This window comes from Vibrio sp. sp1 (assembly GCF_016920955.1).
GTDB lineage: Bacteria > Pseudomonadota > Gammaproteobacteria > Enterobacterales > Vibrionaceae > Vibrio > Vibrio alginolyticus.
Genome location: NZ_CP060589.1, coordinates 1,937,873 through 1,963,957, shown reverse-complemented (window position 1 = coordinate 1,963,957; position 26,085 = coordinate 1,937,873). Strand labels below are relative to the sequence as shown.

Annotated in this window: 16 protein-coding genes; 12 read left to right on the top strand and 4 right to left on the bottom strand. The window is 46.0% G+C overall.

All coding sequences use genetic code 11. The features are described 5' to 3' along the window. Positions 1–81: 81 nt before the first annotated feature. Complete coding sequence (locus tag H9L11_RS09245; RefSeq protein ID WP_005381828.1) at positions 82–1,827, bottom strand: GGDEF domain-containing protein; 1,746 nt, start codon at positions 1,825–1,827, stop codon at positions 82–84. Positions 1,828–1,862: 35 nt separating this feature from the next. Further along, positions 1,863–2,822 carry a TIGR01212 family radical SAM protein gene (locus H9L11_RS09240; protein WP_005381829.1) on the bottom strand — a complete coding sequence of 320 codons (960 nt, stop codon included), beginning with the start codon at positions 2,820–2,822 and terminating at the stop codon, positions 1,863–1,865. A 551-nt stretch (positions 2,823–3,373) separates the two neighbouring features. Between H9L11_RS09240 and gltB (H9L11_RS09235) the strand changes: the two genes are divergently transcribed. From gltB (H9L11_RS09235) to H9L11_RS09190, 10 genes are all read left to right on the top strand, one after another. Continuing rightward, the gene (gene gltB, locus H9L11_RS09235; RefSeq protein WP_205390715.1) at positions 3,374–7,924 is read left to right on the top strand and encodes a glutamate synthase large subunit; all 4,551 of its coding nucleotides are present in this window, start codon (positions 3,374–3,376) and stop codon (positions 7,922–7,924) included. After that, positions 7,924–9,393 (top strand): glutamate synthase subunit beta, encoded by a 1,470-nt coding sequence (locus tag H9L11_RS09230; RefSeq protein WP_104975856.1) that lies wholly within the window; start codon positions 7,924–7,926, stop codon positions 9,391–9,393. Before gltB (H9L11_RS09235) ends, H9L11_RS09230 begins: the two co-directional genes overlap by 1 nt. A 448-nt stretch (positions 9,394–9,841) precedes the next feature. Next, positions 9,842–14,305, top strand: a complete 4,464-nt coding sequence (gltB, locus tag H9L11_RS09225; RefSeq protein ID WP_205390714.1) for a glutamate synthase large subunit — start codon at positions 9,842–9,844, stop codon at positions 14,303–14,305. A gap of 20 nt (positions 14,306–14,325) precedes the next feature. Then, positions 14,326–15,738: an FAD-dependent oxidoreductase gene (locus H9L11_RS09220; RefSeq protein ID WP_005381833.1), complete on the top strand. Its 1,413-nt coding sequence runs from the start codon at positions 14,326–14,328 to the stop codon at positions 15,736–15,738. 91 nt (positions 15,739–15,829) lie between these two features. Next, positions 15,830–16,258 carry a DUF1499 domain-containing protein gene (locus H9L11_RS09215; protein WP_025768418.1) on the top strand — a complete coding sequence of 143 codons (429 nt, stop codon included), beginning with the start codon at positions 15,830–15,832 and terminating at the stop codon, positions 16,256–16,258. 63 nt (positions 16,259–16,321) lie between these two features. Beyond that, a complete protein-coding gene (gene mtnN, locus H9L11_RS09210; RefSeq protein ID WP_205390713.1) occupies positions 16,322–17,017 on the top strand; it encodes a 5'-methylthioadenosine/S-adenosylhomocysteine nucleosidase in 696 nt (231 codons plus the stop codon). Between the two features lie 11 nt (positions 17,018–17,028). Beyond that, positions 17,029–17,982: a cobalamin biosynthesis family protein gene (locus H9L11_RS09205; protein ID WP_005381839.1), complete on the top strand. Its 954-nt coding sequence runs from the start codon at positions 17,029–17,031 to the stop codon at positions 17,980–17,982. Further along, entirely contained in the window at positions 17,982–18,803 is an 822-nt protein-coding gene (btuF, locus tag H9L11_RS09200) for a vitamin B12 ABC transporter substrate-binding protein BtuF (RefSeq protein ID WP_205390712.1), read from the top strand. The genes H9L11_RS09205 and btuF overlap by 1 nt, the downstream gene beginning before the upstream one ends. Positions 18,804–18,872: 69 nt before the next feature. Beyond that, the gene (locus H9L11_RS09195; protein ID WP_005387377.1) at positions 18,873–19,493 is read left to right on the top strand and encodes a TRIC cation channel family protein; all 621 of its coding nucleotides are present in this window, start codon (positions 18,873–18,875) and stop codon (positions 19,491–19,493) included. A gap of 128 nt (positions 19,494–19,621) precedes the next feature. Further along, entirely contained in the window at positions 19,622–20,476 is an 855-nt protein-coding gene (locus H9L11_RS09190; protein WP_017821479.1) for a LysR family transcriptional regulator, read from the top strand. Here H9L11_RS09190 and H9L11_RS09185 read toward each other — a convergent pair. Next, positions 20,418–21,197, bottom strand: a complete 780-nt coding sequence (locus H9L11_RS09185) for a TSUP family transporter (RefSeq protein WP_005381847.1) — start codon at positions 21,195–21,197, stop codon at positions 20,418–20,420. The genes H9L11_RS09190 and H9L11_RS09185 overlap by 59 nt on opposite strands. A 249-nt stretch (positions 21,198–21,446) precedes the next feature. On the opposite strand from H9L11_RS09185, the gene H9L11_RS09180 reads away from it, so the two are divergent. Together H9L11_RS09180 and H9L11_RS09175 are read left to right on the top strand one after the other, a co-directional pair. Next, a complete protein-coding gene (locus H9L11_RS09180; protein WP_025768414.1) occupies positions 21,447–22,361 on the top strand; it encodes a hypothetical protein in 915 nt (304 codons plus the stop codon). After that, positions 22,351–22,770, top strand: coding sequence for a hypothetical protein (locus tag H9L11_RS09175; protein WP_155396149.1), 420 nt, complete (start codon positions 22,351–22,353; stop codon positions 22,768–22,770). The genes H9L11_RS09180 and H9L11_RS09175 overlap by 11 nt, the downstream gene beginning before the upstream one ends. Before the next feature lie 75 nt (positions 22,771–22,845). Here the strand turns inward: H9L11_RS09175 and carB are convergent, their stop codons facing one another. Beyond that, complete coding sequence (carB, locus tag H9L11_RS09170; protein WP_005381854.1) at positions 22,846–26,079, bottom strand: carbamoyl-phosphate synthase large subunit; 3,234 nt, start codon at positions 26,077–26,079, stop codon at positions 22,846–22,848. Positions 26,080–26,085: the final 6 nt, after the last annotated feature.

Genomic DNA, 26,085 nt, shown 5'->3' with positions numbered 1-26,085 from the left:
ACAGGCTTCTGTAAGTTTAACGTGTTTAATACGGTGATTTAAACAATCAGCTATCAACTTAGAGCAAGCGGTCACAAAGCGTTAGCAAGAACTGGGGTGAATACAGGTGCGATTACGTCCATCAGCTTTAGCTTGGTATAACGCACTGTCAGCCATAGCGATGCCCATTTCGGGTTCATCACCATGCTGAGGAATGTAAGAGACCAGACCGATACTGACGGTAAGGCGTTCAGATGCTTCTGAACTGTCGTGTTCCATATCAAGCTGTAGAATTTTCTCATGAATACGCTGTGCTACGTTGCGCGCACCTTCCGTGGTGGTATTCGGCAAGATAAAACCAAACTCCTCGCCACCATAACGCGCAACACAATCCGAAGAACGATTGATGACTTGTGTAAACACGGTAGCGACACTGACTAACGCTTCATCACCTTGTTGGTGACCGTAACAGTCGTTGTAATCTTTGAAAAAGTCGATGTCACATAACATGATGGTGAGCGGCAGCTTTTCTCGAGCGTGGTGGTACCACAATACCTGCAGTTGTTCGTCGAAACGGCGTCGGTTCGATACTTGAGTTAAGCTATCCATAAAGCTCAATTTTTCTAACTCTAGGTTGGCTTTTTCCAACTTTTGTTCTGCAAGATAACGCTCAGAAATATCACGCGCCATGATCAGCACACCATTCGTTCCTGATGCTTTATCTTTAAAAGGCGATTTCACCACATCAAACCACGTACTTTTACCATCACTACTCACGACTTTATCTATGTATCGAACTGGCTCTAACTGGCGTAATGCTTCTAAGTCACTGTCTGCTAAGCGCGCGTACATCTCTTTAGGAATCACGTCTTGGAGGCGCTTACCTATCAAATCAGAAATTTTTGAAATGCCTAACGCCTTAACAAAAGGCTGATTACACGCTTGATAGACCATGTTCTCATTGAAAATACCAATAGAGTCCGGACTGGCATCCAGAATCGTTTGTAAGATAGTATCTCTTTGCGCTAGCGCCACCTCTGTATCTTTGCGACGCTCCATTTCATCTCGCAGATTCTGTTGCATCTTGTGCCATTCAGTCACGTCATGACTAATAGACAGCGTACCGATAAGCTCACCACTCGGCGAAACAAGAGAGTTTTGATTGACTTCCAATAAGCAACTTCGACCTTGTGGATCCGTTGTCCATTTACGTTCGCTTTTTCTGGTCATCTCACCCAAGGCCTTGGATGCGCAAGCTTCTTCCCTTCGCCCTTGCCAGAATTGATCAAATGCTCGATTGGTCGTTAATAGATTGCCTTGGCGGTCTTGGGTACAAATCAGCTCTGAAAGTGAGTCTAATGCCGAACGTGCGATGATTAATTGGGCAAGTTCTTGTTGCTGCTCTTGGTGAGTGGCTTGATATGGCTGAGCATAAAGAATCCAAACTCGATGATTGCGCAATAAACTCTTTCTGCCTGACAGCTCCACTTTAATAGATTCACTATCAGATAGTCGCCAGTCAAAAGCCTGCTGACGAAAATGACGACTAGAGAAGCGATCGAGAAACTGCTCAAGCTCATGAATATCGAATAAAGCAGGATACAAATACCCCGTTCCCAAAGAGCGAATGCCTAACAACTGCATCGCAGCCTGGTTAGATAGCAAGAGCTGAGCATGGCTAGTGTCCACCACTATGACTGGATAGGGAGAATCCGTTACTAGTTGCTTAAGTGATGTCTGAAAGTGCAAATAGATCAGTGCTAACGCGCACACGCCTGCGATTAACAACAAGACGACATAGCCATAACCGCCTTGACCACCCCAAAGCCAATTGAGTAACTGATCCATCGTTTAAACCTTCAAAGAACACTGGTTAAAATATATCAGTTATTTATTGAGCGATCTGCTATTAATTCCGGTTTAGTATAGATAAAGGCATTCCCCGTAAGGCTCCCTTGAGCACCATGAGCACTGAGATCTCGACCAATTTCCGTCATCGCTAGCCAACGGTTTTCACACCACAGAGGCGATAATAACGTGGGCCTCCTGGCTGCTGATGAAACGCGATGATAAATCACATCTGGTGGTGTCATACGAATCATTTCACTGGCGATCGCAACATATTCTTCTAATTCAGGGGCTTCTAGCTTTCCAGCACGCCAAGCTTTCGCCATGGTGCTACCTTCGACAATATGCAAGCCATGTAACTTGATGCCATCCGTTCCCACGGCCAACACTTTTTGCAGCGTTTCAATATTTTCGGCGCGGGTTTCTTTGGGTAAACCCACAATTAAGTGAGTACAAACCTTGATTCCGAGTGTTCGAGCACGCTTAGTGATTTCGGCATAACACTCAAAGTCATGACCACGATTGATACGTTTGAGGGTGTCGTTGTTGGCGGTTTGAAGACCTAGTTCTAGCCAAATTTCATAACCTTGCTGTACATAGCCCGACAGTAAATCCAATACCGCATCAGGGACGCAATCAGGACGCGTCCCCACACAAAGACCAACCATGTCTGCAGCCTTTAGTGCTTCCTCATACATGTTTTTGAGAACTTGTACTTCTGCATAGGTACTGGTGTAGGCCTGAAAATAAGCGAGATACTTCTTCGCTCTGTGAATTTCACCTGCGCGATCTTTTAACTGTTCGTGAATGCTTTTTATCTGGACTTCTTCATCTGCAAACGAAGCCACATTGCAAAATGTACATCCTCCCCGCCCAATCGTGCCATCGCGGTTAGGGCAACTAAATCCACCGTGCAATGTTAACTTATGAACCTTTTCACCGTATCGACGCTGAAGATCTTGGCCGATTGTATTGACCAACTCATGTAACTGCATAAATTCTCACCAACAATAAATCGTAATCAATCTCACTACGATCTATGTAAATAAATTACATCCCTGCAAGAAAAAACACACAATATTAATCAATTCAAACACCCATCATGCAGGTCAAAATCAATAAACTTGCATAATTAAAGACAAAAACCGTTCACGTTGCGTAAATGTTAAACTAAAAATGCATAATTAAACGAAAAAATTGGGTCACAACGCCGACTTTTTCATTGCATTCTGAAGTGACAAAATTGTAGGATACTTACACAACCCCGTTATTTTTGTGACTTTTATTACAAAGCACACTGCGGGATTTGTCGGTGTTATCCCACTCCTACCTATATAAATCACTAGATAGTGATAATAAATAAAGGGATACCACCAAGGATTGTTTTTCTCGCAAAACTTTTCCTGCGAGATACGGAAAGGAATCAAGACCGGTCAACCTAGATCGGTGGCGATAATAAATATAAAGGACAAGACGTAATCAATAGTCTAGGTAGTATTTGCTGCCCGGTACTTTTGCGTCGACATTGAACTGGAAGGATGTATCTATGGTAGATAGAGAGCAAAATCCACAGGGTCTGTACACTCCGGAACTGGAGCATGACGCTTGTGGTATCGGTTTTGTTGCTCACCTTAAAAACCGTAAATCTCATGAAGTAGTGACTCAAGCATTGGATATGCTGGCTCGCATGGAACACCGTGGTGGTCAAGGTTGTGACCCATGCAGCGGTGACGGTGCGGGTATCTTGCTACAAAAACCTCATGAATTCCTATTAGAAGAAGCCGTTAAGCTAGGCATTAAACTGCCTTCGTTTGAAAAGTATGGTGTTGGTGTCGTTCTTTTCCCGAAAGACGAATACAAACGCGAACAATGCCGTGACATTCTAGAACGCAACGCACAGCGTCTAGACCTTGAAGTTATCGGCTACCGCGTATTACCAACCGACAACTCCATGATTGGTGCCGACCCTCTAAGCACAGAGCCTCAATTTGAGCACGTGTTTATCTCCGGCGGCCCTGGCATCACGCCTGAAGAGCTAGAGCGCAAACTGTACGTACTTCGTAACTATACTGTACGTGTTTGCCTAGAAAGCGTTTCGAACATTGGTGACGACTTCTACATTAACTCCATGTCTTACAAGACATTGGTATACAAAGGTCAGTTAACGACCGAGCAAGTACCTCAGTACTTCCTTGATCTACAAAACCCGACCATGGTGACTGCACTGGCGCTGGTACACTCTCGTTTCTCTACCAATACCTTCCCGAAATGGCGTCTTGCACAGCCTTTCCGTTACATTGCCCACAACGGTGAAATCAATACAGTTCGCGGTAACTTGAACTGGATGAAAGCCCGTGAAGCAATCCTAGAATCAGACCTGTTTACTCAGGCTGAAATCGACATGCTTCTTCCAATCTGTCAGGAAGGCAGCTCGGATTCATCTAACTTCGATATGGCACTTGAGCTCCTAGTTCTTTCTGGTCGCAGCCTGCCACACGCATTGATGATGATGATCCCGGAAGCATGGCAAGAAAACAAAAACATGGATCCTAAACGTCGCGCGTTCTATCAGTACCACGCGAACATCATGGAACCATGGGATGGTCCTGCTTCAGTATGTTTTACTGATGGTGTTCAAGTTGGTGCGACACTAGACCGTAACGGTTTGCGCCCTTCTCGCTACACAGTGACCAAAGATAACTTCCTAGTGATGGCATCTGAATCTGGTGTTGTGGATATTGAACCAGAGAACGTAGAGTTCCGTGGTCGTCTACAACCGGGTCGTATCTTCGTTGCAGACCTAGAACAAGGTCGAATCATCTCTGATGAAGAAGTGAAAGACACCATCGCAACGGCACAGCCTTACGAGAAGTGGGTAGAAGAAAACCTACTGAGCTTGAAGAAGCTGCCAGATGCGAGCAACCAGTTCAGCCAACCTAAGCCAGAACACCTTCTACACCGCCAACAAGCGTTTGGCGTAAGCACTGAAGAAGTGAACGAAATCATCGTTCCAATGGCGAATGATGCGAAAGAGCCATTATCAGCAATGGGTGCCGACTGGCCTCTTGCGGTTCTATCTCATCAGTCTCAACATCTTTCAAACTACTTCAAGCAGCTGTTCGCACAGGTAACTAACCCACCGATCGACCCGATCCGTGAGCGTATGGTTATGTCGCTGAACACTTACTTGGGTAAAGACCAAAACCTTCTGACTGAAACACCACTTCACTGTCAGAAAGTAGAATTGGAATCGCCTGTTCTAGCCAACTCTGAGCTTGAAAAACTGCGTGCGATCGATAACGAGCACCTACAAGCGAAAACGTTGGATATCGTATTCCAAGCTAGTGAAGATCAAGGCAAACTTGAGCGTGCATTAAAACGTATCTGCCAATACGCAGAAGACGCGGTTATCGATGGTTATTCAATCATCCTACTCACTGACCGCGCAGTGAATTCAAACCACGCGGCGATCCCAGCAATGCTGGCTGTTGGCGCAGTGCACCACCACTTGATCCGTAAAGGTCTACGTGCGAAGTGTGACATCGTGGTTGAAACTGGTGACGCGCGTGAAACGCACCACTTTGCAACGCTACTTGGTTACGGTGCGAATGCGGTTAACCCTTACCTAGTGATTGAAACCATCATTGAACTTCAACGTACGAAGAAGTTGGATCCAGAAGCGAACCCGCGCGATCTGTTCAACAACTACCGTAAAGCGATTAATGGCGGTCTTCTGAAGATCTTCTCGAAGATGGGTATCTCGACGCTACAGTCGTACCATGGCGCACAAATCTTCGAAGCCTTGGGCATCCACAAATCCGTGGTAGACAAATACTTCACTGGTACGGTTTCTCGTATCCAAGGTCTCACCCTTGATGATATCGCCAAAGAAGTGCTGATCCGTCACCGCATCGGTTACCCACAACGCGAAATCCCAATTCAAATGCTGGATGTTGGTGGTGTTTACCAATGGAAACAGCGTGGTGAAAAGCACCTATTCAACCCAGAGACTATTTCTCTACTGCAAGAGTCTACGCGCAACAAGAACTACGATCAGTTCAAGCAATACGCGACAGCCGTAGATAAACAAGGTGACAACGCGGTAACTCTGCGTAGCCAGCTAGAATTCATTAAGAATCCAGCCGGTTCTATCTCTATCGACGAAGTCGAGCCAATTGACAGCATCGTGAAACGCTTCGCGACGGGTGCTATGTCATTCGGTTCTATTTCTTACGAAGCACACTCCACACTGGCTGTTGCGATGAACCGTCTTGGCGCGAAATCGAACTCTGGTGAAGGTGGTGAAGACCCAATGCGTTTCGAGCGCAAAGAGAACGGCGATTGGGAACGCTCTGCAATCAAGCAGGTGGCTTCAGGTCGTTTCGGCGTAACCTCTTACTACCTAACTAACGCTGAAGAGCTGCAAATCAAAATGGCTCAAGGTGCGAAGCCAGGTGAAGGTGGTCAGCTACCAGGCGATAAAGTAGATGACTGGATCGGTGCAACGCGTCACTCGACTCCGGGCGTTGGCCTTATCTCTCCACCACCACACCACGATATCTACTCAATCGAAGATTTGGCTCAGCTTATCTACGACTTGAAGAACGCGAACCGCGCAGGCCGTGTAAACGTGAAGCTGGTATCAGAAGCAGGCGTAGGTACGATCGCTTCTGGTGTAGCGAAAGCGAAAGCGGACGTTGTACTAATCGCAGGTTTCGACGGCGGCACAGGTGCATCACCAATGTCTTCAATCCGCCATACCGGTCTTCCTTGGGAACTTGGCTTGGCAGAAACGCACCAAACGCTACTGAAGAACGGTCTACGTAACCGTATCGTGGTTCAAGCAGATGGTCAGATGAAGACACCTCGCGACCTTGCAGTGGCAACACTACTTGGTGCAGAAGAATGGGGCGTAGCAACCGCAGCATTAGTGGTTGAAGGTTGTATCATGATGCGTAAGTGTCATAAGAACACTTGTCCTGTTGGTATCGCGACTCAGAACAAGACGCTTCGCGAGCGCTTTGATGGCCGCGTAGAAGACGTCGTTACCTTCTTCCAATACATGGCACAAGGTCTACGTGAAATCATGGCTGAGCTTGGCTTCCGCACTATCGATGAAATGGTCGGTCAAGGTCAGAAACTGAAGATCCGCCAAGACATTTCTCACTGGAAATACAAGAACCTAGATCTGTCTCCTGTTCTCCACGTTGAGCAACCACGTGAAGCTGATGGTGTATTCAACCAAGCTCAACAGAACCACAACCTAGAAGAAGTGCTAGACCGTAAGCTGATTCAAGCAGCGATTCCTGCACTAGAGAAAGGCGAAGCGGTGAATGCCGAGTTCCCTATCGTCAACACGGACCGCTCTGCAGGTACCATGTTGTCGAACGAAATCTCGAAAGTGTACAAAGATGCAGGTCTACCTCAGCCAATGAACGTGAAGTTCAAAGGTTCTGCAGGTCAGTCATTCGGCGCATTCCTAGCTAAGGGCGTGAAGTTCGAAGTGGAAGGCGACGCGAACGACTACTGGGGTAAAGGCTTATCCGGCGGTACTTTAGTACTTTATCCAGATGCGAAATCAAGCATTGTCGCGGAAGACAACATCGTGGTTGGTAACGTGTGCTTCTACGGTGCAACTTCGGGTGAGTCTTTCATTCGTGGTATGGCTGGTGAACGTTTCTGTGTTCGTAACTCAGGCGCGAAAGTAGTAGTAGAAGGCGTCGGTGACCACGGTTGTGAATACATGACTGGCGGTGCAGCCATCATCCTTGGGTCAACAGGTCGTAACTTTGCCGCAGGTATGAGTGGTGGCGTGGCTTACATATGGGATAAATCAGGTGACTTTGAGTCAAAACTGAACCCAGAGTTAGTAGACCTAGATCCAATCGAGCAAGAAGACAGAGATCTATTACTCGACATGCTAACTAAGCATGTTCAATTCACAGGAAGTGAAGTCGCTCAGTCTTTCCTAGACAACTTTGAAGCAAGCCTAGCCTCTATGGTTAAGGTAATGCCGCGTGACTACAAAGCGGTTCTTCAAAAGCGTAAAGCTGAAGCACAGTCTCAAGGAAACGAAACTCAAGTGGAGGCCGTATAATGGGTAAGCCTACTGGATTTTTAGAGCATGGTCGTGAACTACCACAGAAGATCGACCCAGCTGAACGCATCAAGAACAACAAAGAGTTCGTTCTGAACGAGGAGTTTGGTGACAAGATCAATACTCAGGCTTCTCGTTGTATGGATTGTGGTGTGCCGTTTTGTCATAACGGCTGCCCTATCGGTAACATCATCCCAGAGTTTAACGATGCGGTTTATCGTGATAGCTGGGAAGAAGCTTGGAACATTCTAAGCTCAACCAATAACTTCCCAGAGTTCACTGGTCGTGTTTGCCCTGCTCCGTGTGAAAGTGCTTGTGTACTTGGCATCAACCAAGATCCAATCACTATCTGTAATATCGAGAAAACCATCGTAGAAACGGCGTATCGTGAAGGGTACGCCAAACCAAAAACACCACGCTCTCGCACTGGCAAAACCGTTGCGATCATTGGTTCAGGTCCTGCTGGCCTTGCGGCAGCAGAGCAGCTAAACAGCGCTGGTCATACTGTGACGGTATTCGAGCGAGACGAGAAAGTGGGCGGTCTGCTACGTTTTGGTATCCCAGACTTTAAACTGAGCATGGAAGTCATTGATCGCAAGATCAATCTAATGGCAGAAGCTGGCATTGAGTTTAAAGTAAACCAACACGTCGGTGTTGATGTAAATGCTCAACAATTGCGTCAAGAGTTCGATGTGGTTCTACTAACCGGTGGCTCAACGGTTCCACGTGATTTGCCCGTTCCGGGTCGTGAACTAAAAGGCGTTCACTTCGCGATGGAATTCCTAGGTCAAAATAACCGCCGTGCCAACGACATGGATCTTAAGGGTGAAGAACTTCACGCCGCGGGTAAACACGTTGTCGTTATCGGTGGTGGTGATACGGGTTCTGACTGTGTAGGTACATCAAACCGCCACGGTGCAGCAAGCATCACTCAGGTTGAAATCATGCCGATTCCACCAGAGAAACGTCCTGCCAATATGCCATGGCCACAGTACCCGATGATCCTACGTACTTCGACGTCTCATGAAGAAGGCGTTGATCGTCACTGGAATATCCTAACCAAAGAGTTCATCGGCAATGACAAAGGTGAAGTTACCGGTCTTCGTTTAGCTGATATCGTTTGGCAAGATGCGAAACCAGGCGAGCGTCCAAGCTTCAAAGAAGTAGAAGGCAGCGAGCGTGTGATTCCATGTGATATGGCATTTCTAGCGATGGGATTCCTACACCCTGAACCAACAGGCGTACTTGCTCAACTGGATATCGCACTAGACGATCGCGGTAACGTAGCAACTCAAGATTTTGCTACTAACCAAGAAGGCGTATTTGCTGCTGGTGATATGCGAACAGGCCAATCTTTGGTGGTTCGTTGTATCAATGAAGGCCGCGAATGTGCCCGTGCTATCGATGATTACCTAATGGGTGGCACAAACCTAGAAGCAAAAGCAGATTCACTGATGCTTTCTGCTTAACGAAGCAGTCATGCTTCTCTCTTTCAATTGCCTAATAGCCATCAGCAATATCGATGGCTATCGGTGAAGAAAGAAAACAATTCCTTCCAATCTTTCTATTTTGACCAGCATTTTATGCTGGTCTTTTTTATCTCCCACAGAATCAAATGTTACTTTTTTGTAACAATCAATTTTCTATCTATTTGAAATTATTAAACTATTTTAGCTTATTAAATGGTAAATCGTATATTCACGTGATGATCCACTAATAACTTGACCTTTTTTACAATAAGCTATAGCTTGTGAAGTTGATGAAAATAAAACACTCAAAAAATGTTAAATATTTCACAACTTTTACTGAATAATTATACATAAAGCTATAAAGATGACGCATAGTTAGTCATCGATATCAACGTAAGCAGTGTTGATATATCTGTCGGGATGACGGATAAGCAAAGGGAGAATTGCAATGGCTCTTTATGATCCAAGTCTTGAGAAAGACAACTGTGGATTTGGCTTGATCGCGCATATGGAAGGCGAACAAAGCCACAAGCTGGTACGTACAGCAATTTCTGCACTTGACCGCATGACTCACCGTGGTGGTATCGCCGCCGATGGTAAAACTGGTGATGGTTGTGGTCTTCTATTACAAAAGCCCGATTCCTATTTACGTCTTATTGCCGAAGAAAATGGTTTCAACCTTGGCAAGCAATACGCCGTAGGGATGATTTTCTTCAACCAAGATCCAGTCAAAGCTCAACTCGCTAAAGACATCGTCAACAAAGAACTGGCGCAAGAGACGCTAACTGTGGCTGGTTGGCGTGAAGTACCAACTAATTCAGAAGTACTCGGTCCAATTGCGGCCAACTCGCTTCCAAATATTCAGCAAGTCTTTGTCTCTGCACCGGCAGGTTGGCGCGAACGCGACATTGAACGTCGTCTCTACATCGCACGCCGTCGCATCGAGAAACAAATCACCGAAGATCCGGATTTCTACATCTGTAGCTTATCGACTCAAGTTTTGGTGTACAAAGGCCTATGCATGCCTGCGGACTTACCGCGCTTTTATCTTGATCTTGCCGATCTACGTATGGAATCTGCTATCTGTCTGTTCCACCAGCGTTTTTCTACCAACACTCAACCGCGTTGGCCATTAGCTCAACCGTTCCGCTACCTTGCTCATAATGGTGAGATCAATACCATTGAAGGTAACCGACAATGGGCACGCGCTCGTGCTTACAAGTTCTCGTCACCACTGCTGCCTGACCTACAAACTGCAGCACCGTTTGTGAACGAGACAGGCTCAGACTCGTCTAGCCTAGATAATATGCTAGATCTCTTTTTAGCTGGCGGCATGGATATCTTCCGTGCCATGCGTATGCTTGTGCCGCCAGCATGGCAAAACCACCCTGACATGGATCCGGATTTGCGTGCGTTTTACGATTTCAACTCCAAACACATGGAACCATGGGATGGCCCAGCAGGTATCGTACTGTCCGATGGTCGTTATGCTGCTTGTAACCTAGACCGAAACGGTCTACGTCCTGCGCGTTATGTAATTACCAAAGACAAGTTGATCACTCTGGCGTCTGAGGTAGGGATTTGGAATTACGCCCCAGATGAAGTTGCCAAAAAAGGTCGTGTAGGTCCGGGGGAATTGCTCGTCATCGACACTCGTAAAGGTAAGCTTTGGCAATCTAGCGAGATCGATAATGACCTGAAATCTCGTCACCCTTATCGCGAATGGATGGAGAACAACGTTCGCAAACTAACACCGTTCTCTCAGCTGCCTGAAGATCAAGTAGGTGAGCGCAGCTTTGATGAAGACTTGCTTAAGACTTATCAAAAGCAGTTTGCTATGAGCAATGAAGAAGTCGATCAAGTATTGCGTGTCCTCGGTGATATGGGGCAAGAAGCCGTCGGTTCGATGGGTGATGACACCCCGATGGCGGTTCTTTCTTCGAAAGAGCGCTTGGTGACTGATTACTTCCGTCAGAAGTTCGCGCAGGTCACCAACCCACCAATCGATCCACTGCGTGAGAAACACGTCATGTCGCTGGCGACCAGCATCGGTCAGGAAATGAATGTCTTCTGTGAAACCGATGGCCACGCGCATCGTGTAACCTTTGATTCTCCAGTACTGCTCTATTCTGACATGCAGCAACTACTAGAGCTGAGTGACGATCATTACCGTAATACCATTCTCGATATCAACTACGACCCACAACAAAAAGATCTTAAACAAGCCATTAATGATCTGTGTGAGCAAGCAGAGCAAGTCGTTCGTGAAGGCACGGTTTTAGTGGTTCTTTCGGACAGAGCCTTGGTCAAAGGTAAGTTACCAATTCCGGCAGCAATGGCAGTCGGCGCCGTTCAAACTCGTCTGATTGACGCGAACTTACGTTGCGATGCCAACATTGTTGTCGAAACCGCAACAGCCCGTGATCCACACCAATTTGCCGTCTTACTTGGTTTTGGTGCCACTGCGGTTTACCCATACCTTGCTTATGAAGCGTTAGGTAAACTGATTGATGATAAAGCACTAGAGAAAGACTACCGCGATGTGATGCAAAACTACCAATACGGCATCAACAAAGGCCTGTACAAGATCATGTCGAAAATGGGGATCTCAACCATCGCCTCTTACCGCTGCTCACAACTGTTTGAAGCAGTTGGCTTGAGCCAAAATGTGGTCGATCTGTGTTTTAAAGGCGTCACAACTCGAATTGAAGGCGCGAATTTTGACGACTTCCAGCAAGATCTTACAAACTTATCTCGTAAAGCATGGGCGAAACGCAAATCGATTGATCATGGCGGCTTGTTAAAGTACGTCCATGGAGGTGAGTATCATGCTTACAACCCGGATGTCGTCGGCACGCTGCAACAGGCCGTTAAATCTGGCGAAAGTAACGACTATCAGAGCTTTGCTAAGCAGGTAAACCAACGCCCTGTTGCCATGCTGCGTGACTTAATGTCGCTGAAAAAATCAGACTCACCGCTGCCACTTGAGCAAATAGAACCACGCACTGAACTGTTCAAACGCTTTGACTCAGCGGCAATGTCCATTGGCGCACTTAGCCCAGAAGCGCATGAAGCACTTGCAACGGCGATGAACCGTCTTGGTGGTTACTCTAACTCGGGTGAAGGCGGTGAAGATCCTCGCCGTTTCGGTACTGAGCGTAACTCACGTATCAAACAGATTGCTTCTGGCCGATTTGGTGTAACGCCGCATTACCTGACTAATGCGGATGTACTGCAAATCAAGGTGGCACAAGGTGCGAAACCGGGTGAAGGTGGACAGCTACCAGGACACAAAGTCACCGCAGAAATCGCAAAACTGCGTTATTCGGTACAAGGCGTGACTCTGATCTCCCCTCCTCCGCACCACGATATCTATTCGATTGAAGATTTGGCCCAGCTGATCTTCGACCTTAAACAAGTCAACCCGAATGCGCTGGTTTCGGTAAAACTCGTCTCCGAGCCAGGTGTCGGCACCATCGCAACGGGTGTAGCCAAGGCTTACGCTGATCTTATTACCATTTCGGGTTACGACGGTGGTACCGCAGCAAGCCCATTAACTTCGGTAAAATACGCTGGTAGCCCTTGGGAGTTGGGGTTGGCAGAGACACAACAAGCTCTGGTTGCTAATGGTCTGCGTCATAAGATCCGCTTACAGGTAGACGGTGGTCTAAAGACTGGTTTAGACGTAGTTAAAGCCGCAATTTTAGGTGCAGAAAGCTTCGGTTTTGGTACTGCGCCAATGGTCGCTATGGGTTGTAAGTTCCTACGAATTTGTCACCTCAACAACTGTGCAACTGGGGTTGCGACTCAAGACGAGACACTGCGTAAAGAATACTTCAAAGGTCTACCAGAAATGGTGATGAATTACTTCATCGGCTTGGCAGACGAAGTGCGCGGATTACTCGCCGAACTTGGCGTTGAAAAGCTGACGGACTTGATTGGTCGTACCGATTTACTTGAGGCGGTAGAGGGATTTACAGCGAAACAGACCAAGCTGGATCTATCCAATATTCTAGAAGCTCCAGTATCACCTGAGGGTCATCCGCTATTTTGGACAGAGCCAAACAAACCGTTTGATAAAGCTGAGCTCAACCAAAAGATCATTGATGATGCCATGCATGCGGTCGAAAACGGTCAATCGGCAAGTTTCTTCTACAATGTCATCAACACTGATCGTTCTGTTGGTGCACGCTTATCTGGCGAAATAGCAAAACGCTATGGCAACCAAGGGTTGGCGGCTTCCCCTATCAAAATCTATCTTGACGGCACCGCAGGCCAGTCCTTTGGTGTTTGGAACGCAGGTGGTGTAGAGCTTTACCTCACGGGCGATGCGAACGACTACGTGGGCAAAGGCATGGCGGGTGGTAAAGTGGTTATCAAACCTCACCTTGGCACTGCATTTAAGTGTAATGAAGCAACCATCATTGGTAACACCTGTCTGTACGGCGCGACCGGCGGTAAACTATTTGCAGCCGGTAAAGCAGGTGAGCGTTTCGGCGTACGAAACTCAGGTACGATAGCCGTCATTGAAGGTGCTGGCGATAACGCTTGTGAGTACATGACTGGCGGTATTGTTGCCATTCTTGGTGCGACAGGTGTGAACTTTGGCGCGGGTATGACTGGAGGCTTTGCCTATGTTCTGGATGAGAACCAAAGCTTTGAAGGTCGAGTTAATACTGAGTCTGTCGAAGCCATCTCATTGTCCGATCTTTACATCCACCAAGAACATTTGCGTGGCCTAATTGCGGAACACCTTGAAGAAACAGGGTCGAGTCATGCTGAAAATATTTTGGCGAACTTTGATGAATGGATTCCAAAGTTCTATTTGGTGAAACCACAAGCGGCAGATCTTCGCACGCTACTTGGTCACCAGAGCCGCAGTGCCGCAGAGCTGCGTGTTCAAGCACAGTAATCATGGAGGATGTTTGAATCATGAGCCAGAACGTTTATCAATTTATCGATGTGCAGCGTGTAGATCCTGCGAAAAAGCCTATCAAAGTTCGTAAGATCGAGTTCGTTGAAATCTATGAACCGTTCACTAAACAACAGGCGACTGCACAAGCGGATCGCTGCTTAGATTGTGGCAACCCATATTGTGAATGGAAATGCCCAGTCCACAACTACATCCCTCAATGGTTAAAACTTGCCAATGAAGGTCGTATTCTTGAAGCGGTTGAACTATCGCATCAAACCAACAGCCTACCGGAAGTATGTGGGCGCGTTTGTCCTCAAGACCGCCTATGTGAAGGTTCATGCACGCTTAATGATGACTTTGGTGCCGTCACCATCGGTAACATAGAAAAGTACATTACCGACAAAGCGTTTGAAATGGGCTGGAAGCCAGATATGTCCAAGGTGGAGTGGACCGATAAAAAGGTCGCAATCATTGGAGCAGGCCCAGCTGGCTTGGCTGCCGCGGATATCCTAGTGCGCAATGGCGTTAAGCCAGTCGTGTTTGACCGCTACCCTGAAATTGGAGGCCTTCTGACCTTCGGTATTCCTTCCTTCAAGCTTGAAAAAGGCGTGATGGAAAACCGCCGCCGTGTGTTCACTGAAATGGGCGTCGAGTTCCGCATGAACATGGAAGTAGGCAAAGATGTCCAAATGCAAGAACTGCTTGATGAATACGATGCTGTTTTCTTGGGCGTTGGCACCTATAAATACATGCGTGCAGGTCTAGATAATGAAGATGCGCCGGGTGTGTATGACGCGCTGCCATTTTTAGTTTCGAACACCTACAAAGTCATGGATCTTGAGAGTAACCAACCCTTTATCGATATGGCAGGAAAGAAAGTCGTCGTACTGGGTGGTGGTGATACAGCAATGGACTGCGTTCGTACCTCAATTCGCCAAGGTGCCTCCAATGTAGTTTGTGCTTATCGTCGTGATGAGGCCAACATGCCGGGCTCTCGTCGCGAGGTAAAAAACGCAAAGGAAGAAGGCGTGAAGTTCATGTTCAACCTTCAGCCTTTGGGAGTTGAAGTGGATGCGTCAGGCAAAGTCTCGGGGGTCAAAGTGGTGAAAACCGCACTTGGTGAACCTGATGAAGCGGGTCGCCGACGCCCAGAGCCCGTTGAAGGCAGCGAGCACGTTCTACCAGCAGACGTTGTTATCATGGCGTTTGGTTTCCAGCCGCACAAAATGGACTGGTTAGCACCGTTTGATGTCGATTTGGATCAATGGGGTCGTATCAAAGCCCCTGCGAAGCAAGAGTTCCAATTCCAGACCAGCAATGAAAAGATCTTCGCGGGCGGCGATGCGGTACGAGGTTCTGATCTTGTCGTAACCGCAATTGATGAAGGACGAAAAGCGGCAGAAGGCATTCTCGATTACCTCGAAGTTTAATCTCAGCTAACCTCACAAAAAGGGTCCTGTTATTGGATCCTTTTTCTTTTGTATCCATATAATTAGAAACAAAATTATAAGAGTAAATATAATGAAAAAAGCCGCTCTCCTTTCCATTACTTTGCTCGGCTTAACCGCTTGTAGCCAAGGAGTCACAACCATGACGGATCGTTCTCAATCACCTTGTGGTGACAAACCAAACTGCGTCTCCACCCAAGACACGCGAGAAAAATACAACCTAACGCCATTTATCTTAGTTGATTCAGCGAACATCGACGCTATTGAGCAAGTTGCGCTTGAACTGCCAGGCGCGAAAACCGCGGTGAAAGAAAGCAACTACCTTCGTATCGAGTGCACATCTAAAATCATGCGCTTCGTGGATGACCTCGAACTAAAAATAGCAGGAGACCAACTGATTGTGCGCTCGGAATCTCGTGTGGGCTACTCTGACTTTGGCGTAAACAGAAAGCGCGCCGATCAATTACGAGAAAAGCTCACTCAAGCTAAGCTCATCAAATAGAAAACTGCCAACGGGGAGTGCTATACTCTCGGCCAACTAAAATATTTACCTAAAGAGAGTGTTATGAAAGTTGGTATCATCGGTGCGATGGAACAAGAAGTGACCATCCTGAAGCAAGCAATTACAAACTGCAAAACTGTAAATAAAGCAGGTTGTACGTTTTTCTCTGGTCAAATTAACGATGTCGAAGTCGTCGTACTACAATCGGGCATCGGTAAAGTTGCAGCGGCAGTGGGCACGACAATCCTTCTTGATGAATACCAACCAGACGTTGTGATTAACACAGGCTCTGCTGGCGGTTTCGATTCAAGCTTAAACCTTGGCGATGTAGTTATCTCTACAGAAGTTCGTCATCACGATGCAGACGTAACCGCTTTTGGTTATGAAATTGGCCAAATGGCCGGTCAACCAGCTGCATTCAAAGCGGATGACAAGCTAATGGACTTAGCAGAAAAAGCCCTAGCACAAATGGAAAACACTCATGCGGTTCGCGGCCTAATTTGTACTGGCGATGCGTTTGTTTGTACTGCTGAGCGTCAAGAGTTTATTCGTAAACACTTTCCGTCTATTATCGCTGTAGAAATGGAAGCATCTGCTATCGCTCAAACTTGTCACCAATTCAACACACCGTTTGTTGTTGTGCGTGCAATCTCTGATGTCGCTGATAAAGAATCACCAATGAGCTTTGATGAGTTCCTGCCTCTAGCAGCAAAAAGCTCTTCCGAAATGGTATTCAAAATGCTGGAACTCATTAAGTAAACGACTCATTCATGGAAGAAGTTTTTCAGTCATTTTATGCCAACGGTGCGCTCCTCATTATGTGGGGTGCACTGATCTTGCACCTTTTAGTGCCAATCCCCCATTCAGCGCACCCCATCACTTTATGGCGAAAGCTAGCAGAGCAGCTAGCTAACAAAGTGAACAATAATCACAATTACTCACAGAGTGTAATCTCAGGCAGTCTTGCACTAGGCTTGATGCTGTTTCCTTGCTTGATATTACTGATTGCAGTAAAGCCATTTGTTTGGCAAATCCCTTTATATGAACTGGTTCTATTGATCATTGCGCTAGACTGGCGCAACAGCGAAACGTTAACGAAACAGCTCGTCACAAGTATCTCTTCGGAAGACAAAGCTCAGTGTCGAGCATTACTGAGACCATATCTTAATCGCGATACTGGTAGCCTCTCGATCGTTGGCATAGGTAAAGCTGGCTCAGAAACCCTGATTATGGGATACAGCCGCAACGTGATCGGCGTGCTATTTTGGTACGCACTAACAGGTGGTATTGGTGCGTTAATGTATCGACTCACAACAGAATTAGCGCGAGTGTGGTCCCCTAGCCGACGCCAATATTTGCCCTTTGGTAAACCTGTGATTCAACTGGTTGCTACTCTGGATATTATTCCACTTCGTCTCTTTGCCATACTTTTAGCTGCCGGAAAGAATACAAGTAATGTGCTCTCTGGAATACAACAGCAAGCGAAGTCTTGGCCCTTACCAGGACCTAGCTGGGTGTTATGTACTATCGGACACAAACTACAACTGTCTTTATGCGGCCCTGCTATCTATCAAGGTGTGCGTGCAGAGCGCGCAAAAATCGGTGGGCGCATTGCGCCATCGGCTATTCACCTTTCACAAATACATACGCTGCTCGTTTGGCGCGTCCTGGCTTGGATCGCAATCCAAAGTTTGCTTTTAGGAATAATTTATCAAGGATTATGATGAATAAATTATGCTTCGCATTAACGCTGTTTGTTTCGACAGCGACCTTCGCTCAACCCGCTCAACGCATTATAAGTTTAGCTCCACATGCCACCGAAATTGCCTTTGCAGCAGGGCTAGGAGAGCAGCTTGTTGCTGTCAGCGAAATGAGCGATTATCCAGAACAGGCAAAGCAGCTAGAAAGAGTCTCAAATTATCAAGGAATTAAATTAGAGCGCATTATTGCTCTTCAGCCGGACTTAGTGATTGCTTGGCCAGCCGGAAACCCCGCTAAAGAGTTGGAGAAAATTAAACAGTTCGGTATTCCTATCTATTACTCCACTACAGGTTCATTAGAAGATATCGCCAATAATATCGAGCAACTCAGCCAATACAGCGAAACTCCACAAATAGGAAAAAAAGCCGCTGAAGATTTTAGAACGCAGCTGAGTACACTAAAAGAACAGTACAACTCGAACGAGAAAGTTAGTTACTTTTATCAGTTGAGTGAAAAGCCTATCATCACTGTCGCCGGAAAGAACTGGCCAAGTGAAGTCTTTACTTTTTGCGGTGGTGAGAACATTTTCGCCGCATCTAGCGCGCCTTATCCTCAAGTTAGCATCGAGCAAGTCATTACTCGCCAGCCAGAGGTTATTTTTACTTCTCGTCACGCAATGAGTAACGATGGTATGTGGGCTGAGTGGAGTAATGAGCTTCTTGCTCTTAAAAACAAACACATCTGGTCCCTAAACTCTGATTGGATTAACCGTCCGACACCACGCACATTGAACGCGATCAAGGAAGTGTGTGAGCACTTTAAAAGCGTTCGTCAAAAACGCTAACGATTTCGTGGCAAATACCGTACAATTTCCGCCCATTTTTTCTCACACTATTTAAAGGTACTAAGTAACATGGACTCCATGCTGCTTTATATGATCGATTTGTTCGGTACCGCTGTTTTCGCTATCTCTGGCGTATTACTGGCGGGCCGTTTAAAAATGGATCCATTCGGCGTTATCGTGCTCGGCAGTGTGACTGCTATAGGTGGCGGAACAATCCGAGACATGGCGCTTGGTGCCACTCCCGTATTTTGGATAACAGATACGACTTACTTATGGGTGATATTTGTTACGTGTCTACTAACCATGCTTGTTATTCGAAGACCCAAGCGACTCTCATGGTGGGTATTACCCGTTTGTGATGCCATCGGTCTCGCTGTGTTTGTGGGAATAGGAGTAGAAAAGGCACTCGCCTACAATGCATCTGGGATGGTCGCGGTGATAATGGGGGTTATTACTGGCTGTGGCGGTGGCATTATACGAGACGTGCTGGCTCGCGAAGTTCCTATGGTATTAAGAAGTGAAGTCTATGCTACGGCATGTATTATTGGCGGCATCTTCCATACGATGGCGGTAAACATGGGTTATGACCACTCAACGGCTTTACTCGCTGGTGTAATCTCAACGCTCATTATACGTCTCGGTGCGATTCGTTGGCATCTATCCCTGCCAACTTTCGCCATTAACCGTTAAACACCAACAACATCACTCACCATGGAGTCGACCAAGTGTCGGCTCCTCTCATTTATGCTCATTTGATTCGCCAATTCTTGGGCAATTCGCTAAATTATCTCAACCATTCCTAACTTTCATTAATCATTATGTTGCTTGAAGGTATTGAAACGTTACTTGTCCTCAGTAAAGAAAAAACCATGAGCCGCACAGGCAGTCAACTCTATATTAGTCAATCTGCCGTGAGTAAACGTATTTCAAATCTAGAGAAGAAGTTAGGAAAAAAATTGATAGAGCCGAATGGTCGGCACATAAAGCTGACCTCCGATGGCCTTGCCCTCATCAACACGATCGAGCCAACGTTCAATGAGTTAAGAGGTCAGATCTATGATCAACAACAAATAGAAGATACTTCTTTGATCAAGATAGACTGCTCTGAAACCTTAGTCGCTGGATACCTCAGCATGATCATGGCAGAACACTTTGCCCATGATCAGTACATACGAATATCGACCAATCATACGCCACGCATTATTGAGAATGTGAAATCAGGCAAAGCAACATTGGGATTTTGCGCTGGCTATCTACCACCTCATCATGGATTAATGAGCCTTCACCTCGCCGATGAACCTTTCTCAATTGTCAGTCGACATTCACTTTCACAACTACCTAAAGCTATTTTGACCAATGACCTAACTAACCCTGCCAACACATATCAACAAGCTATTTTATCCAAACACGGAATCGAACCTTTGATGGAAATGGATTCGTATACTGCGGCAGCACAACTGGCTTTGGGAGGTATGGCTCCCGCTTTAATCCCTAAATCTATCCTAACGACACTTAATATCACATCTAAGTTCTGCTATGACTTTGAAGAGCTAGATCAGTTAGTTCGACCAATACATATCTGCTTACGTCACAGCACATATCGTAGCGAACGAGTTAAAGCACTGACAGAATCCATTGCTGATGTTGTTGCCAAAGAAGTTTCGTTGCCATAAGCATCGACATCACTATAACTAGAGGACGAATCCATTTTTGTCCTTTACTTACCACGACCTTCGCTCCTAACTGAGCACCAAGAAAACCGCCAACAGCCATGGTTAAGCCAAGCTTCCACACGGGCAACCCAGCGAAGATAAAAAAGAGTAGTGCCGCAATGTTTGACGTGAAATTGAGAATTTTGGTTCTAGCAGTGGCTTCGACCAAAGAAAAGTGACCTAGTGCAACAAAACAAACAGTAAAAATAGATCCAGTCCCAGGGCCAAAAAAGCCATCATAGAAACCGATCCCGCCACCAATGCATAGCGCAAACATCGCTTCAGATAACTTTGGTTCTCCATCGATTTTTCGCGTACTTGGCGCGAGTAAAAAATAGAGGGAAATGGCTATCAAAAGAACAGGGATCAAACTGGTGAGTACGCTAGCATCAATAAACTGCACAGCCTCGGCACCGATTGCAGCGCCTATAAAAGTGCAGAGTATCGCAAAACGCATTTCCTTTAAGCTAACAATACCGTTACGCACGAAATACCAGCTAGCAGAGAAACTGCCAAACGAACTTTGTAACTTATTGGTCGCTAGAGCTTGAGTCGGACTCAACCCCGCAGCCAAAAGCGCAGGGAGCGTAATGAGCCCTCCCCCACCAGCCATCGCATCAATAAAGCCTGCGGCAGTCGCAACCAAAAATAAGGCCAACAAAATTTCAACCGTGATTTCCACTACACTTCCTTTTTGAAGAGGTATCAAAGAGGAAGAAACGGTAGCACTTATTCACAAAACTACCAATGGAAAGTCAAGACACCAATCTATTCCTAATTTTCATCAGTTAATAAATCTAGAGAATGATACATTAAAAATATCAATTACATCCAAATATAGAGCCTCACCTCAAGAGCCTCTTAATATTTTGATAGAAAAAGAAAATGCTGTCTTAATAGGAAATATTTAATCTGATAAAAAACGAAAATAATGGAAGCCTTACTGACTCGACCATCAATAAAAGAACAGCAATTACGCTTAAAAATCGAACAGATAGTGAATATTAATCAGCTATTCAGCGTTATTGACGCTAAACCAGAGACTAGCGGTGCGGGTGTAATTTATATTGATAACAAATTCACCGTTGTACGCTTAAGAGACTTTAAATCCACATGCCATATCAATCCTACCTTTATCATTCTACGAGAACCGATAAAATTACAATCATCTCAAGAATTTGCAAAAAAAATAAAACAGGAAGAGTCAAAATCAAGATTCAATCAAGAGCTTCTATCAGCGAGCATTAGCTGTATTGGTGCAGCGATTGGCTGGATTGGGGTAGTTGGTTCGGGGCTAACAATACCAGTAAGTGGTCCTGTGGGCGTAACTATGTCCTATATCTCACACGCCGCTACTGTTGCTGCCACAGCTCAATGTGCTATTGGAGTAGCAAGAACCCGTATGGTATCTAAATCACCAGACAAATTATCGGATATAGACAGTAATGAGTGGTATCAAAATACAACTAAAGCTTTAGATTACATCTCCTTAGCTGGAGCGGGCGCTAGTGGATATCAAACGATAAAAATGGTTCAATCTCTTAAGCAAACCACTAAGAAAGGCGTTCCCGAGATTCTAAAAGGCTTAAACAGACAAGAAAGAACAAGATTAACTAAAGAAATCATCCGTAAAAACCTTCCGAGCATTTCGAATAAAGCTCGTAAACAGCTAATGTTGTCAGGAGAAATTCCTAAGAGGTATTCACAAGCAACAATATCCGCATCCATTTCTCATCAGCTTCTAGATGCAATTGGAGGCTCAATTAGCATAGTAGGAAGCGGTTATTCGGGAGAGTTAAGAAATCTTGCTATTGGAATCTATGAGGAATTGAAAGTTGAATACTAAATCAATTAGCATAGCAAACATCTCACTAAGTATATGTTTATACTTGGCATTGACTATTGGTCTGGCTATTAGCTTAAGCATTTGGAATGACTGGTTTTCTTTCACTCAACACATTGCTCTAGATACTTACCTCCTTACATTGGGAGCTATTACGGTTGTTGTTGTATGCATTCCAAACATTCTGACAATAAGCAAAGGATTAAGTGTTGCTGCAAAAATAAACTTACTTACTATCTCTTTTATCATTCTCACTTGCAGCATTAATTTTGTTGTAGCAAATGGTAGTACTATTTCTTCATCTTTGGGTACATTGCTTGCCATCATTAGCTTAATGATCTTCAAAAGCGAAGCATACCAATCGTTCCTAGCACACTTTAATGCTCTTCATTTTAGAAAAACCTCGATATAAAAAAGCCCGCTCAAATGAGCGGGCAATGAGGTTGTCATGTAAGCCCTGATTAATGAGCTTACTGATTTTTATCTGTTACGCGTCTAGACTCGCTTTCACTTTAGCGTGTAACTCTTGAACCGAAGTTACTGACGCTTTTGCGTCTGCAGTATGAGACATACATGTTGCGAACGCTGCATTCAGTGTCGTTGTGTAGTTCACTTTTTCTGCCAGTGCACCACGTCGTAGAACTTTCGAATCTTCAATCGCTTGACGACCAGCAGCCGTGTTTACGATGTAGGTGTATTCGTTGTTCTTGATGCGGTCAAGAATGTGTGGACGACCTTCGTGTACTTTGTTTACCAAACGTGGGTTAATACCCGCTTCGCCCAGAATTACAGCAGTACCGTGTGTCGCATCCAACTGGTAACCCAGTTTCACTAACTTAGAAGCTAGGTCAACAACACGCTCTTTATCACCTTCACGTACAGACAGTAGCGCACGACCACCTTCAGGATAAACCGCACCACAACCTAGCTCTGCTTTCGCGTAAGCTTCTGCGAACGTTGCACCCACACCCATTACTTCACCTGTTGAGCGCATTTCAGGGCCCAATAGAGGGTCAACCCCAGGGAATTTGTTGAACGGCAGAACCACTTCTTTCACTGAGTAGTAAGGAGGGATAATCTCTTTAGTAAAGCCTTGTGACTCTAGAGATTGACCCGCCATTACACGTGCAGCGATTTTCGCTAGAGGAGCGCCTGTCGCTTTCGATACGAATGGTACCGTACGAGCAGCACGAGGGTTCACTTCAATTAGATAAACGTCGTTATCTTTCACAGCAAACTGCGTGTTCATCAAACCGCGTACACCGAGTTCGAATGCTAACTTCTCAACTTGCTCACGCATCTTGTCTTGAATTTCCTGACTTAGCGTGTATGCAGGCAGTGAACATGCAGAGTCACCAGAGTGAACACCCGCTTGTTCGATGTGCTCCATGATACCGCCGATAACGACGCGTTCACCGTCACAGATAGCATCAATATCAACTTCGGTTGCATCATCCAAGAAACGGTCTAGCAGAACTGGAGACTCGTTCGATACGCTTACTGCTTCGTTGAAGTAGCGACGCAGGTCTTGCTCGTCGTATACGATTTCCATCGCACGACCACCGAGTACATAAGATGGACGAACAACTAATGGGAAGCCAATTTCTTTCGATTTCTCAACCGCTTGCTCCATCGTTGTTACTGTCGCGTTTTCTGGCTGAAGTAGACCTAAACGGTCAACAGCGGCTTGGAAGCGTTCGCGGTCTTCCGCACGGTCGATAGCATCTGGGCTAGTACCAATGATTGGCACACCAGCCGCTTCTAGAGCACGAGCCAGTTTAAGTGGCGTTTGACCACCGTACTGAACAATCACACCTTTTGGTTTTTCAACACGAGCGATAGACAGTACATCTTCCAGAGTTACTGGCTCGAAGTACAGACGATCAGACGTATCGTAGTCAGTAGATACCGTTTCTGGGTTACAGTTAACCATAATGGTTTCGTAACCGTCTTCACGCAGCGCAAGTGATGCATGAACACAACAGTAATCGAATTCGATACCTTGGCCGATACGGTTTGGACCGCCACCAAGAACCATGATCTTATCTTTGTCTGTTGGGTTTGCTTCACATTCTTCATCGTAAGATGAGTACATGTAAGCCGTGTCAGAAGAAAACTCTGCTGCACATGTATCCACACGTTTGTAAACCGGATGAATATCAAACTGCTCACGAGCACGGCGAATTTCACTTTCAGCGACACCAAGCAATTTAGACAAGCGAGCATCAGAGAAGCCTTTGCGTTTCATCTGACGAAGCACTTCTTTGGTCAAACCTGCGTAGCCGCCCGCCTTGACTTGTTCTTCGAGTTTTACAATTTCTTCGATTTGAACCAGGAACCAGCGGTCGATTTGAGTCAAGTTGAACACACCGTCGACTGACATACCCGCTCGGAATGCATCGGCGATGTACCAGATACGCTCTGCACCTGCTTCTTTAAGTTCGTGACGAATCTTAGTCAGTGCATCTGGCGCTTCCAGATCGACCATCTCATCAAAACCAGTTGCGCCAACTTCTAGGCCACGCAGTGCTTTGTGAAGAGATTCTTGTTGGTTACGACCAATCGCCATTACCTCACCAACCGATTTCATCTGAGTTGTCAGACGATCGTTTGCACCAGCAAATTTCTCGAAGTTAAAGCGAGGGATCTTAGTTACGACGTAGTCGATAGTTGGTTCAAATGACGCAGGTGTTGCACCACCTGTGATGTCGTTTTGTAGTTCGTCTAGCGTAAAGCCAACAGCCAGTTTCGCGGCAATTTTCGCAATTGGGAAGCCTGTTGCTTTTGATGCTAGCGCAGAAGAGCGAGATACACGCGGGTTCATCTCGATGATGACCATACGACCATCTTTCGGGTTGATACCAAACTGTACGTTTGAACCACCTGTTTCAACACCGATTTCACGCAGAACAGCTAGCGATGCATTACGCATAAGCTGGTATTCTTTGTCAGTCAGTGTTTGTGCTGGAGCAACCGTGATTGAGTCACCCGTATGGATGCCCATTGGGTCAAAGTTCTCGATTGAACATACGATGATACAGTTGTCCGCTTTGTCACGAACGACTTCCATTTCGTACTCTTTCCAACCGATGAGTGACTCATCGATAAGAAGTTCGTTGGTCGGAGATAAGTCCAGACCACGACGACAGATTTCTTCGAACTCTTCTTTGTTGTACGCGATACCACCACCAGTGCCACCCATGGTGAACGATGGACGGATGATACAAGGGAAGCCAACCATATCTAAAACTTTGTAAGCTTCTTCCATGCTCTTCGCTGTATCTGCGCGAGGACACTCAAGGCCGATAGACTTCATCGCTTTATCAAAACGAGAACGGTCTTCCGCTTTGTCGATTGCATCAGCCGTTGCACCAATCATCTCTACGCCAAACTCTGCGAGAACGCCGTGCTTCTCTAAATCTAACGCACAGTTAAGTGCTGTCTGACCACCCATAGTTGGCAGAACTGCATCAGGACGTTCTTTCTCGATGATCTTGCGTACAACTTCCCACTGAATCGGCTCGATGTAAGTCGCATCTGCCATCTCTGGGTCAGTCATAATCGTTGCTGGATTAGAGTTAACTAGGATAACTCGGTAGCCTTCTTCGCGAAGAGCTTTACACGCTTGTGCGCCAGAGTAGTCAAACTCACATGCCTGACCGATAACAATCGGACCAGCACCAAGAATTAGAATACTTTGAATGTCAGTACGTTTTGGCATTATCTA